This window comes from Streptomyces sp. NPDC041135, assembly GCF_055592085.1.
The window spans coordinates 506,640-519,448 of the sequence record NZ_JBVIYZ010000001.1 but is presented as its reverse complement, the minus strand read 5'-3'; the positions used below and the strand labels follow the sequence as shown (position 1 = coordinate 519,448).

Annotated in this window: 12 protein-coding genes; 9 read left to right on the top strand and 3 right to left on the bottom strand. The window is 71.4% G+C overall.

Annotated elements, in window-relative coordinates; translation table 11 throughout:
• Window positions 1-59 precede the first annotated feature (59 nt).
• Complete coding sequence (locus ACZ6CZ_RS02290; protein ID WP_469013482.1) at window positions 60-866, bottom strand: EI24 domain-containing protein; 807 nt, start codon at window positions 864-866, stop codon at window positions 60-62.
• A 67-nt stretch (window positions 867-933) separates the two neighbouring features.
• Window positions 934-1,371, bottom strand: coding sequence for a MarR family winged helix-turn-helix transcriptional regulator (locus tag ACZ6CZ_RS02285; protein WP_469013480.1), 438 nt, complete (start codon window positions 1,369-1,371; stop codon window positions 934-936).
• 98 nt (window positions 1,372-1,469) lie between these two features.
• On the opposite strand from ACZ6CZ_RS02285, the gene ACZ6CZ_RS02280 reads away from it, so the two are divergent.
• Together ACZ6CZ_RS02280 and ACZ6CZ_RS02275 are read left to right on the top strand one after the other, a co-directional pair.
• Window positions 1,470-2,468: an NADP-dependent oxidoreductase gene (locus ACZ6CZ_RS02280; protein WP_469013477.1), complete on the top strand. Its 999-nt coding sequence runs from the start codon at window positions 1,470-1,472 to the stop codon at window positions 2,466-2,468.
• Window positions 2,469-2,615: 147 nt separating this feature from the next.
• Window positions 2,616-3,044 (top strand): organic hydroperoxide resistance protein, encoded by a 429-nt coding sequence (locus ACZ6CZ_RS02275; protein ID WP_469013475.1) that lies wholly within the window; start codon window positions 2,616-2,618, stop codon window positions 3,042-3,044.
• Between the two features lie 22 nt (window positions 3,045-3,066).
• Here ACZ6CZ_RS02275 and ACZ6CZ_RS02270 read toward each other — a convergent pair whose 3' ends face one another.
• A complete protein-coding gene (locus tag ACZ6CZ_RS02270) occupies window positions 3,067-3,945 on the bottom strand; it encodes an SCO2400 family protein (RefSeq protein WP_469013472.1) in 879 nt (292 codons plus the stop codon).
• A gap of 201 nt (window positions 3,946-4,146) precedes the next feature.
• On the opposite strand from ACZ6CZ_RS02270, the gene ACZ6CZ_RS02265 reads away from it, so the two are divergent.
• The 7 genes from ACZ6CZ_RS02265 (at window position 4,147) to ACZ6CZ_RS02235 (ending at window position 12,720) form a co-directional block, all read left to right on the top strand.
• Window positions 4,147-5,304, top strand: a complete 1,158-nt coding sequence (locus tag ACZ6CZ_RS02265) for a mandelate racemase/muconate lactonizing enzyme family protein (RefSeq protein ID WP_469013470.1) — start codon at window positions 4,147-4,149, stop codon at window positions 5,302-5,304.
• Window positions 5,301-6,305 (top strand): zinc-dependent alcohol dehydrogenase, encoded by a 1,005-nt coding sequence (locus ACZ6CZ_RS02260; RefSeq protein ID WP_469013467.1) that lies wholly within the window; start codon window positions 5,301-5,303, stop codon window positions 6,303-6,305. The genes ACZ6CZ_RS02265 and ACZ6CZ_RS02260 overlap by 4 nt, the downstream gene beginning before the upstream one ends.
• Before the next feature lie 109 nt (window positions 6,306-6,414).
• Entirely contained in the window at window positions 6,415-7,398 is a 984-nt protein-coding gene (locus ACZ6CZ_RS02255) for a hypothetical protein (RefSeq protein ID WP_469013465.1), read from the top strand.
• A gap of 85 nt (window positions 7,399-7,483) precedes the next feature.
• A complete protein-coding gene (chvE, locus tag ACZ6CZ_RS02250) occupies window positions 7,484-8,593 on the top strand; it encodes a multiple monosaccharide ABC transporter substrate-binding protein (RefSeq protein ID WP_469013461.1) in 1,110 nt (369 codons plus the stop codon).
• Window positions 8,594-8,637: 44 nt separating this feature from the next.
• On the top strand, window positions 8,638-10,188 hold the full coding sequence (gene mmsA / locus ACZ6CZ_RS02245) for a multiple monosaccharide ABC transporter ATP-binding protein (protein WP_469013458.1): 1,551 nt from the start codon (window positions 8,638-8,640) through the stop codon (window positions 10,186-10,188).
• Complete coding sequence (gene mmsB, locus ACZ6CZ_RS02240; RefSeq protein ID WP_469013456.1) at window positions 10,185-11,429, top strand: multiple monosaccharide ABC transporter permease; 1,245 nt, start codon at window positions 10,185-10,187, stop codon at window positions 11,427-11,429. The genes mmsA and mmsB overlap by 4 nt, the downstream gene beginning before the upstream one ends.
• A gap of 136 nt (window positions 11,430-11,565) precedes the next feature.
• Window positions 11,566-12,720 carry an aldose epimerase family protein gene (locus tag ACZ6CZ_RS02235; RefSeq protein ID WP_469013453.1) on the top strand — a complete coding sequence of 385 codons (1,155 nt, stop codon included), beginning with the start codon at window positions 11,566-11,568 and terminating at the stop codon, window positions 12,718-12,720.
• Window positions 12,721-12,809 lie beyond the last annotated feature (89 nt).

Here is a 12,809-nt window from a genome sequence, read left to right as displayed (position 1 = left end):
CGCGGGCGGGGGCCGGGCGGACGGCGGACGATGCGACGCGCCGGGAGGGGCCGCCTGTGTCAGGGGGTGACCCGGGAGCGGCCGGCGGCGTCGTCCGCGGTCTCGGCGGCCGGTGCGGCACTCTCCTCGCCCAGCAGGTCACGGGCGAGGAGGGTGGCGCCCGCGACCGCGCCGGGCATCAGGAACACCGCGACGAACGGGACCAGGAAGGCCAGCCCCAGCGGCGTGCCGAAGCCCCACACCAGGCTCTTGCGGGCGCGCAGCAGGCTCAGGCGGGCGCGCAGGTCGACGCCCCGGCGCTGGAGGGCGACCGCGGTCAGCTCCTCGGTGAGGAAGAAGCCGGTGACGAAGAAGCCGATGACGGGAACGGCCGTCTGGCCGACGAAGGGCAGGAAGCCCAGCCCGAACAGCAGGACGCCCCAGACGGCGGCGCGCAGCAGGATGCGCAGGCTGTCGCGGGCGGAGATCCACAGCTCGCGCCAGAGGGGCAGGCCGGACTCGGGGGCCGTGCCGTCGGGCGAGACGTCCCGGTCGACGGTCTCGGAGAGGTTCTCGTAGAAGGGCTGGCCTATCAGCAGGGTGACGGCGGTGAAGGTGAGGACCGCCAGCAGCAGGCCGAGCGCGAACAGCAGGACCGTCACGAAGGTGCGGAACATGCCCTGCCAGGGGCTGGACCAGTCGTCGGCGAACGGGGTGGCCCAGGCGACGGCGTCCTCGCCCCACACGGCGAGCGCCACCAGCGCCGCCGCGTACAGGACCAGGGTGATCAGGCCGGGCAGCAGGCCGAAGCCGTAACTGCGGCCGTGCCGGCCGACCCAGCGCTGGCCCTTCAGGAGATAACCGAAACCCACCCCGAGATCACGCATGACCCCGACCCTACCGGGGCGCCGCGCGGCGCCGCCGGGCGCCCGCGGCCCGCTGCCGGGGCGTCGGTCAGTCGGTGAGCATGCGGCGCAGCAGGTCGCGCAGGGAGCGGCGTTCGGCGTCGGACAGGCCGGCGAGCGGCTCGCGGGCGAAGCGCAGGCCCTCACGCAGGTCGCGGGCGACCCGCAGGCCCTCGTCGGTGGCGACGGCGAGCTTCACCCGGCGGTCGGCCGGGTCGGGCCGCCGCTCCACCAGGCCGCGGGCCTCCAGCCGGTCGACTATGCCGGTGACGTTGGACGGCTCGCACTTCAGCTTCTGCGCCAGCCTGCGCATGGGCAGCGGTTCCAGCGCCAGCAGGCTGAGCAGCCGTGCCTGCGGGCCGGTCAGCGCGTGCTCGCCCGCGGCCAGCTCGTAGTCCGCGTAGAAGCGGGCCACGACGTCACCGATCAGCTCGACGACCTCCATGGTCACGGCGTCGGGTGTGCGGGTCCTGGGAGGAGTGGCCATGTCTGGAAGGGTACCCGGTTACTTGACATGCTGAAATATTCAGGAGCATGGTTGTTTCAGGTACTGAACTATTTTTCGCCCCCCATGAAAGGCGCATCATGATCAACCGCGAATGGCACCTGCTCAGCCGCCCCGTCGGCTGGCCGAAGCCCGAGGACTTCCGGCTGGTCGAGGCGGAGGTCCCCACGCCGCGCGAGGGCCAGGTCCTGGTGCGCAACTCCTACCTCTCGGTCGACCCGTACATGCGCGGCCGGATGAGCGCCGCCAAGTCGTACGTCGCCCCCTTCGAGCTGGGCAAGGTCATGCAGGGCGGGGCCGTCGGCGAGGTCGTCGCCTCCAACGCCGAGGGCATCGCGCCCGGCGACCACGTCCTGCACTTCCTCGGCTGGCGCGAGTACGCCGCCGTGGACGCCAGGCAGGCCGTCAAGGTCGACCCCGAGGCGGCGCCCCTGTCGACGTACCTCGGCGTCCTCGGCATGACCGGCCTCACCGCCTACGCCGGTCTGCTGCGCACCGCCTCCTTCACGGAGGGCGACGCGGTCTTCGTCTCCGGCGCGGCCGGCGCCGTAGGCAGCCAGGTGGGCCAGATCGCCCGGCTCAAGGGCGCCTCCCGGGTGATCGGCTCGGCCGGCTCCGACGAGAAGGTCAAGCTGCTGGTGGAGGAGTACGGCTTCGACGCCGCGTTCAACTACCGCAACGGGCCCGTCGCCGAGCAGCTGCGCGAGGCCGCCCCGGACGGCATCGACGTCTACTTCGACAACGTCGGCGGCGACCACCTGGAGGCGGCCATCGGCTCCCTCAAGCAGGGCGGCCGGATCGCCGTCTGCGGGATGATCTCGGTCTACAACAACACCGAGCCCGCGCCCGGCCCGAGGAACCTCGCCCGGCTGATCCAGACCCGCGGCCGCATCGAGGGCTTCCTGGTCGGCGACCACTACGACCTCCAGCCGCAGTTCGTCCAGGAGGTCGGTGCCTGGGTGCGCTCCGGCGAGCTGAAGTACCGCGAGACGGTCGTCGAGGGCATCGAGAACAACCTGGAGGCGTTCCTCGGGGTGCTGCGCGGCGACAACACCGGAAAGATGATCGTCAAGCTCTGACGGTCCGGCGGTCCGGCGGTCCGACGGTTCCGCGGTCCGACGGCTCCGCGAACTGGTGCTGGATTTCCGGCATGCGGTAACTTCTTTCCGAAACCGTCGTCGATCGTGGGCGCGAGTCGCGGCGCAACCGAGGAAGAGGACACCCGCATGCCCAGCACCCCCATCGGACGCTCCGACGTCCTGTACACCGCCGTCGCCACCGCCGAGAACGGCCGCGACGGCCGGGTCGCCACCGACGACGGCAAGCTCGACGTCGTCGTCAACCCGCCCGCGGAGATGGGCGGCAGCGGCGCCGGCACCAACCCGGAGCAGCTGTTCGCCGCCGGGTACAGCGCCTGCTTCCAGGGCGCGCTGGGCGTGGTCGCCCGGCAGGAGGGCGCCGACATCTCCGGCTCGACCGTGACCGCGAAGGTCGGCATCGGCAAGAACGACGACGGCTTCGGGATCATCGTCGACATCACGGCGGACATCCCGAACGTCGACGCGGACACCGCGCGCGCCCTGGTCGAGAAGGCCCACCAGGTGTGCCCGTACTCCAAGGCCACCCGGGGGAACATCACCGTCACCCTGGGCTGACCCCGGCCCGCACGGGTCCGGCTCAGTCGCACCACCACAGGAAGTGGTGGCAGTCCTGCGTGGGCGACGGGGCCGGGGTGGGGGCGGAACTCGCCTGCTGGGACGCCGGGGCGGTCGCCGGTGCGGTGGTGGCGGGCGCGGCGGTCGCCGGGGCCGCCGGGCCCGCGCCGGCGGTGGCCGCCGCCGGCCGCGCCGTGCCGGTGCCCGTGTCGTCCGGCGACGCGGACGGCGAGCCGGTGGCGGACCGGGACGCGGAGGGGGACGCGGAGGCGTGGTCCGTCGCGGTGGCGGTCGCGCCCGGCGAGGGGGCGTCCAGGGGCCGGTCGGTCCGGGCCGGCTCCGCGGACGACGCGCCGCCCTCCGCCGACTCGCGCCCGGCCGCCGCGGGCTCCGGACCCGCGAAGGGCACGGCGTCCATGCCGAGTTCGGCGAAGCTCAGCGCGCCCGCCGCCAGCACGAACCCCGCCGCGATCAGCACGGTACGGCGCCGGCGCCTGCGGTGCGCCGCCGCCTTGCGGTCGCGGCGGCTGCCGTCGGCGGCCACGGCCGCCTCGGCCTCGGGACCGCGCCCCCGGGCCGCCCGCCGGGCCGCCGCCCGCCCGCCCGGGACGGCCCCGGCGCCGGCATCACCGTCAGCGCCGCCGCCGATACCGGTGTCCGCGTCCGCGTCCGCCCGCTCACCCGTACGGCCGTGCGCGTGAACGTCCGGGTGGCTCGCCATGCCGTCGTCCGGGTGGTGCGGGGCCGCGCCCCGCTCCGGGTACGGAGGGACGGCCGCGTCCGCCGGGGCGTACCCCGCCGGCTCACCCCCGTACCCGTGGCGGGCGTCCGCCGGGGTGCCGCAACCCGGGCAGGTGAGAGCGCCGTTGAGGTGGCGGTGACAGGGGAGGCAGTAGTCCATGACGCGGGAAGACTAAGTCGCCCGGTGGTGGCGTTCCTAGGCGCCCCTGTGAAGGTTCTGCGGGGGAGCCGCAGAGTTCCCGGACGCCTTGTCGAAACCGTTACCTGTTCGACCCATTGACACCCCTGCCGTCGCGTCCTTACTGTCACGCCAGCATTTCGAACGTGTGACGAAATCTCGAACAGCTGAGGGGCAACTGCCGTGCGCATCACCGGAATCAGCACGCACGTCGTCGGGACGCCGTGGCGCAACCTGACGTACGTCCAGGTGCACACCGACGAGGGGATCACGGGAGTCGGCGAGACCCGGATGCTCGGTCACACCGACGCGCTGATCGGCTACCTCCGGGAGGCCGAGACCAATCACATTCTCGGATCCGACCCCTTCGCTGTCGAGGACCTGGTGCGCCGCATGAAGTACGGCGACTACGGGCGGGCCGGCGAGATCGTGATGTCCGGCATCGCCGTCGTGGAGATGGCGTGCTGGGACATCAAGGGCAAGGCCCTCGGGGTGCCGGTCTGGCAGCTGCTGGGCGGCAAGGTCACCGACCGGGTCAAGGCCTACGCCAACGGCTGGTACACCACCGAGCGGACCCCGGAGGCCTACCACCGCGCCGCCGAGGGCGTCGTGGCGCGCGGCTACCGGGCGCTGAAGATCGACCCCTTCGGCACCGGGCACTTCGAACTGGACCACGAGCAGACCCTCTACGCCGTCTCGCTCATCGAGGCCGTGCGCGACGCGATCGGGCCGGACGCCGAGCTGATGCTGGAGATGCACGGCCGCTTCTCCCCCGCCACCGCCGTGCGGCTGGCCCGGGAGATGGCCCCCTTCAAGCCCGCCTGGCTGGAGGAGCCGGTGCCGCCGGAGAACCTCAAGGCGCTGGAGAAGGTCGCCGCCAAGGTGGACGTCCCGCTCGCCACGGGTGAGCGCATCCACGACCGGATCGAGTTCCGGGAGCTGTTCGACAGCCAGAGCGTGGACATCATCCAGCCCGACGTCGGCCACCTCGGCGGCATCTGGGAGACCCGCAAGCTGGCAGCGACCGCCGAGACGCACTACATGCTGGTCGCCCCGCACAACGTGGGCGGGTCGGTGCTCACCGCCGCCTCCCTCCAGGTCGGCTTCAGCACACCGAACTTCAAGATCCTGGAGCACTTCAACGACTTCGCCGACGCGGAGATCAAAAAGGTGGTCAAGGGCGCCCCCGAGGTCGTCGACGGGTACTTCCACCTCTCCGAGGCGCCCGGCCTGGGTGTGGAGTTCGACGCCGACGCGGCCGCCGAGTTCCCCCAGCAGCAGGCGCGCTTCGACCTGTGGGCCGAGGGCTGGGAGCAGCGCAGGCCGAAGGGCACTCAGTGAGTTCCGCGGTCGTCGTCGAGGCGCCGGGCGCGCACCGGGTGGTCGCGCACGAGCCGCGCGAGCCGGGCGCGGGCGAGGCGCTGGTCACCGTGCACGCGGTGGGCATCTGCGGCAGCGACCGCGAGCTGTACCAGGGCAACCGGCCCGAGGGGTACGTGCGCTACCCCGTGACGCCCGGGCACGAGTGGTCCGGGACCGTGCGGGCGGTGGGCGCCGGGGTGCCGCCGGAGCTGACCGGCCGCAAGGTGGTCGGCGAGGGCTTCCGCAACTGCCAGGTGTGCGACCGCTGTCACGCGGGCGAGACCACCCTGTGCGGGGCGGGCTACGAGGAGACCGGCTTCACCCAGCCCGGCGCCATGGCCGCCACCCTGACCCTGCCGGCCCGCCTGCTGCACGTGCTGCCGGACACCGCCGACCTGACCGCGGCCGCCCTGCTGGAGCCCGCCGCCTGCGTCGCCGCCGCCGCGCTCAAGAGCGGTGCCCGGCCGGGCGAGCGGATCGCGGTGGTGGGCACGGGCACGCTCGGCATGTTCGCCGTGCAGTTCCTGCGGGCGGTCTCCCCGGCCGAGCTGCTGGTCGTCGGCACGCGCGGCGACCGCGAGGCGCTGTCACGGCGGTTCGGCGCCACCGACTTCCGGCTCAGGCAGCAGCCGCTGCCGGACGACTTCGACGTCGTGATCGAGACCGCCGGGTCCGCGTCCGCCGCGCGCACCGCCGCCTCCCTGCTGCGGCGGGGCGGGCGCCTGGTCCTGACGGGCATCCCGGCCCCGGGCGCCGAGGGCCTGGACCCCACCGGCCTGGTGGTGCGGCAGCTGGAGGTGCACACCGTCTTCGGTGCGCCGCCGGAGGCCTGGGCGCACGCGGTGCGGGTGTTCGGCGCGGGGTTGCTCGACCCGCTGCCGCTGGTCACGCACGAGCTGCCGCTGACCGAGTTCTCCCGGGCCATCGCCCTGGTGGGAGCCGGCGACCCGAAGGTGGGAAAAGTCCTGCTCCGCCCCTAGCCGTACGCCGGTACGGGGGTGACCTGACGACCGCCGTACCGGCGTACACCAGCTTTTCCCGCCCTGAGCCGCGAACCTCGTCCGATATACCGAACACTAAGGACAGCTTGTGACCGACCCTTCCGCCACGGCAGCCCGCAGGCCCGGTGAGCAGGCGCTCGCCGCCCTCGGCCTGGGCGCGCCCGCGCTCGACCCCGCCGACGCCTCGCCGCACAGCTTCCCCGGCGGAGGCCGCTGGCGCACCGAGATCCCCTCGTGCGAGGGCCCCGAGGCGCTGGCGGTCGTGCTGAAGGAGGCCTCGCGGCTCGACGTGCCGATCCACCGGATCAGCCAGGGCAGCGGCGTGTGGATGCTGACCGACGCCGAGATCACCGAGATGGTCGACGCCGCCGCCGAACGGGACATCGAGCTGTGCCTGTTCACCGGCCCGCGCGGCACCTGGGACACCGGCGGCTCGGTGCGCAGCGACTCCCGCGGGGCCGGGCCGCGCGCCCGCGGCCACGACGCCGTGGCCGGCTGCGTCGAGGACGCCGTCCGCGCCACCGAGCTGGGCGTCAGGTGCCTGCTGGTCGCCGACGAGGGCGTGCTGTGGACCCTGCACCGGGCCCGGCAGCAGGGCATCCTCCCGGCCGGCACCACGCTGAAGGTCTCCGCGCTGATCGGCCCGGTCAACCCGGCCGCCTACGCCGTCTACGAGCGCCTGGGCGCGGACTCCGTCAACGTGCCGTCCGACCTGACGCTGGATCACCTCACCGAGATCCGGCGGGTGTCGGCCGCCCCGATGGACATGTACATCGAGGCCCCCGACGACCTCGGCGGCTACGTCCGGATGTACGAGGTCGCCGAGCTGATCCGGCGCGGCGCGCCGCTGTACCTGAAGTTCGGCCTGTCCAAGGCCCCCGGCATCTACCCCTGGGGCACCCACCTGCGGGACGTCACCCTGGACACCGCCCGGGAGCGGGTGCGCCGCGGCCGCCTCGCCCTGGACCTGCTCGCCCGGCACGGCGCGGCCGGCGACATGGCGCCGCTCGGCTCCCGGCTGCCCGGCCCGCTGCACCGCTTCCCCACCGACACCCCACCCACCGACGCCTGACCCACCGGCGCCCGACCACCGACGCCGCCACCAGCGCCGTACGGCGCGCACCTCTTCACGACGAGACGACCAAGGACTGATCACCATGCGCAACCGCAGAGCCGCCCTCGCCGCCATAGCCGCGGCCTCCTCCCTCGCCCTCACCCTGTCCGCCTGCGGGCAGAGCGGGGAGGGCGGCAGCAAGGAGGACAAGGGCAGCAGCAAGGGCGGCACCATCGGCATCGCGATGCCCACCAAGTCCTCCGAGCGCTGGATCTCCGACGGCAAGAACGTCGTGAAGGACCTCGAGGCCAAGGGCTACAAGACGAAGCTCGTCTACGGCGAGGACGACCCGGAGCAGCAGGTCTCGCAGATCGAGAACCTGATCACGCAGGGCGTCAAGGGCCTGATCATCGCGGCCATCGACAACAAGTCCCTCGACAGCGTGCTCCAGCAGGCCGCGGACGCCGACATCCCGGTCATCTCCTACGACCGGCTGATCCTCGGCAGCAAGAACGTCGACTACTACGCGTCCTTCGACAACGAGAAGGTCGGCAAGCTCCAGGGCAGCTACATCGCGCACCGGCTCGGCCTGGACAGCGGCAAGAAGGGCCCGTTCAACATCGAGCTGTTCGCCGGCTCCAACGACGACAACAACACCCGGTACTTCTTCAACGGCGCGATGAGCGTGCTGAAGCCGTACATGGACAAGAAGCAGCTGGTGGTCCGCTCCGGCCAGACCGCGCTCAACAAGGTCACCACGCTGCGCTGGGATGGCGCCACCGCCCAGCGGCGCATGGACGACATCCTGACCTCCTCCTACAAGAGCGAGCACGTCGACGCCGTCCTGTCGCCCTACGACGGCATCTCCATCGGCATCCTGTCCGCGCTGAAGTCCGACGGCTACGGCTCCGGCAGCAAGCCCCTGCCCGTCATCACCGGCCAGGACGCCGAACTCGCCTCCGTGAAGTCGATCATCGGCGGGCAGCAGACGCAGACCGTCTACAAGGACCTGCGCAAGCTCGCCGAGGTCGCCTCGACGATGGTCGACGACGTCCTCAAGGGCAAGAAGCCCGAGGTCAACGACACCACGTCGTACGACAACGGCAGCAAGGTCGTCCCCGCCTACCTGCTGCAGCCGGTCAGCGTCGACAAGACCAACTACGAGGACGTGCTCGTCAAGGGCGGCTACTACACGGCCGACCAGCTCAAGTGAGCCCCGCCCGTCCGACGACCCCACACTGATTGGAAGGCACGACCATGGCGGGACCCGTCCTGGAAATGCGCTCGATCGTCAAGACCTTTCCCGGTGTCAAAGCTCTGTCGGACGTCACGCTGACGGTCCGTCAGGGCGAGGTCCACGCCATCTGCGGTGAGAACGGCGCCGGGAAGTCCACCTTGATGAAGGTGCTCTCCGGCGTCCATCCGCACGGCAGTTACGAGGGGGAGGTCCTCTTCGAAGGAGAGGTCTGCCGCTTCCGGGACATCCGGGCCAGCGAGCAGCACGGCATCGTCATCATCCACCAGGAACTGGCGCTGGTGCCCTACCTCTCCGTCGCGGAGAACATCTTCCTCGGCAACGAGCACGCCAGGCGCGGCCTCATCAACTGGAACGACACGCTCAGGCACGCCACCGAACTGCTGCGGCGGGTCGGTCTCGACGACCACCCGGAGACCCGGGTCGCCGACATCGGCGTGGGCAAGCAGCAGCTGGTGGAGATCGCCAAGGCGCTGTCGAAGAAGGTGAAGCTGCTCATCCTGGACGAGCCGACGGCGGCGCTGAACGACGAGGACAGCGGCAAGCTGCTGGATCTGATCCTGGAGCTGAAGAAGCAGGGCATCACCTCGATCATCATCTCCCACAAGCTCAACGAGATCCGCCGGGTCGCCGACTCGGTGACGATCATCCGCGACGGGCGGTCCATCGAGACGCTCGACGTGCGGGCCGCGGAGACGACCGAGGACCGGATCATCAGCGGCATGGTGGGCCGCGACCTCGACCACCGCTTCCCCGAGCGCACCCCGCACCAGGCCCCGGAGGGCGCGGCGCCGGCCCTGGAGATCCGGGACTGGACCGTGCACCACCCGATCGACCAGCAGCGCAAGGTGGTCGACGACGTGTCGGTGCACGTGCGCCGGGGCGAGATCGTCGGCATCGCGGGCCTGATGGGCGCCGGCCGCACCGAACTGGCCATGAGCGTCTTCGGGCGCTCCTACGGCCGGTACGCGGGCGGCACGGTCCTCAAGGACGGCAAGGAGATCCGCACCCGGAGCGTCGCGGAGGCGATCGGGCACGGCATCGCCTACGTCACCGAGGACCGCAAGCACTACGGCCTCAACCTCATCGACACCATCAACCGCAACATCTCGCTGACCTCGCTGGCCAAGGTGGCCCGGCGCGGCGTGGTCGACGAGCACGAGGAGCGGCAGGTCGCCGAGCGGTTCCGGACGTCGATGAACATCAAGGCGCCGACCGTCTTCGAACCGGTGGGCAAGCTGTCCGGCGGCAACCAGCAGAAGGTCGTCCTCAGCAAGTGGATCTTCGCCGATCCGGACGTGCTGATCCTCGACGAGCCCACGCGCGGCATCGACGTCGGGGCCAAGTTCGAGATCTACACGGTCATCGACAAGCTGGCGGCCGAGGGCAGGGCGGTCGTCTTCATCTCCTCCGAGCTGCCGGAACTGCTCGGCATGTGCGACCGCATCTACACGATGGCCGCGGGCCGGCTGACCGGCGAGTTCTCCCGCGCCGAGGCCTCGCAGGAATCGCTGATGCGCCAGATGACGAAGGACAAAGAGGTAACCCGATGAGCACGGACGTGACCGCCAAGACCCCGGCTCCGGCGCCGCCCGGGAAGGGCGGCGAACCCGCCTCCGGCGGCCTGTTGCAGCTGATGCTGGACGGCCTGCGCAACAACATGCGCCAGTACGGCATGCTGATCGCGCTCGGCCTGATCGTGGTGCTGTTCTCGGTGTGGACCGACGGCGACCTGCTGCTGCCGCGCAACGTCTCCAACCTGGTGCTCCAGAACAGCCACATCCTGATCCTCGCGATCGGCATGATGCTGGTGATCATCGCGGGCCACATCGACCTGTCGGTCGGCTCGCTGACGGCGTTCATCGGCGCCTTCGCGGCCGTGCTGACGGTGCAGCACGGGGTGTCCTGGCCGGTCGCCCTGGTGCTGTGCCTGCTGGTGGGCGCCGTGGCGGGCGCGGCGCAGGGCTTCATGATCGCCTACTTCGGCATACCCTCGTTCATCGTCACCCTCGCCGGGATGCTGATCTTCCGCGGACTGACGGAGATCTTCCTCCAGGGCCAGACCCTCGGCCCGTTCCCGGACGGGCTGCAGAAGATGGGCAACGGCTTCCTGCCGGAGGTCGGCCCGGACACCAACTACCACAACATCACGCTGCTGCTGGGCATCGCCCTGATCGTCTGCACGGTGCTTCAGGAGATCCGTGACCGCAGGCGCCAGCAGGAGTTCTCCCTCGACGTGGCGCCCAGGAACCTGTTCCTGCTCAAGCTGGCCGCCATCACCGCCGCGATCCTCGTCGTCACGATGCTGCTCGCCAGCTACCACGGCGCCCCGACCGTGCTGATCGTCCTCGGCGCGCTGGTGGTCGGGTACGGCTACGTCATGCGCAACGCGGTCTTCGGCCGGCACATCTACGCGATCGGCGGCAACCTGCCGGCGGCCAAGCTCTCCGGCGTCAAGGACAAGAAGGTCACCTTCTACGTCTTCCTGAACATGGGCGTGCTCGCGGCCCTGGCGGGTCTGGTGGTCGCCGCCCGCCTCAACGCGGCCTCGCCGAAGGCGGGCCTCAACTTCGAACTCGAGGCCATCGCCTCGTCGTTCATCGGCGGGGCCTCCATGAGCGGCGGTGTCGGCACCGTCCTCGGCGCCATCATCGGCGGTCTCGTCCTCGGCGTGCTGAACAACGGCATGAACCTCCTCAGCGTCGGCACCGACTGGCAGCAGGTCATCAAGGGCCTGGCCCTGCTGGTGGCGGTCGGGTTCGACGTGTGGAACAAGCGCAAGTCCGGTTCGTAGATCAGCGAGAACGCCCCGCCGCCGGGGCAGTGACGAGGCCGCGGACCGCGGCCGGCCGCACGGCCGCCCGCGCCCCCTTCCGCGGGGCGCGGGACGGCGGCGGGCGCCTTCCCACTCCCGACACAGGAGCCGCCAGATGGAACTGAACAGACGCACGGTCATCGCGGGAGCCGCCGCGGCGGGCCTCGCCACCACCGCACTCGGGGGCACCGCACACGCCGGCCCCGGCAGCGGCCGCAAGCCGCAGCGGGAACTCTTCGGCACCCTCGCCGACGGCACCAAGGTGCACCGCTGGTCGCTGGAGAACGGCGGCACCCGGCTGAAGGTGCTGTCCTACGGCGGCGTCGTGCAGAGCCTGGAGACCGCCGACCGCCGCGGCCGCCACGCCAACGTCGTCGCGGGCTTCGCCTCCCTCGACGACTACGTGGCCTCCAGCCCCTACTTCGGCGCCCTCATCGGCCGCTACGGCAACCGCATCGGCAAGGGCCGCTTCACCCTGGACGGCACCGCGTACCAGCTGTCCGTCAACGACGGCGACAACAGCCTGCACGGCGGCGCCAAGGGCTTCGACAAGCGGGTCTGGGACGTGGAGCCGTTCACCCGGGGCTCCGACGTCGGCCTGCGCCTGTACTACACCAGCGCCGACGGCGAGATGGGCTACCCGGGCACGCTGCGCACCAAGGTGACGTACACCCTGACCCGGCACGGCGACTGGCGCATCGACTACGCGGCCACCACCGACCGGGCCACCGTGGTCAACCTCACCAGCCACGTCTACTGGAACCTGGCCGGCGAGGGCAGCGGCACGATCGAGGACCACGAGCTGACGATCGCCGCCTCCCGCTACACGCCCACCGACCCGGGTCTGATCCCCACCGGTGAGCTGGCCCGGGTCTCGGGCACCCCGTTCGACTTCCGGCACGCCAAGCCGATCGGCCGGGACATCCGCGCCGGGCACGTCCAGCAGGTGCAGGCCAAGGGGTTCGACCACAACTGGGTGCTGGACAAGGGCAGCACGGCGCGGCCCGAGCACGTCGCCACCCTGCGCGACCCCCGCTCCGGCCGCACCCTGAGGATCGCCACCGACCAGCCCGGGCTGCAGTTCTACTCGGGCAACTTCCTCGACGGCACCCTCACCGGCACCGGCGGCCGCACCTACCGCCAGGGCGACGCCCTCTGCCTGGAGACCCAGCACTTCCCGGACTCCCCCAACCAGCCGGCGTTCCCCTCGACCGTGCTGCGGCCCGGGCAGACGTACCGCACGACGACGGTGCACTCCTTCGGCGCCTGACGCCCGCCGGGCGCCACACTTCTTTCACATGAGGTGAACAGCGCCCCACCGGCCTCCGTATCCATGGGTGGCCCGTGCTCCCCCGCACG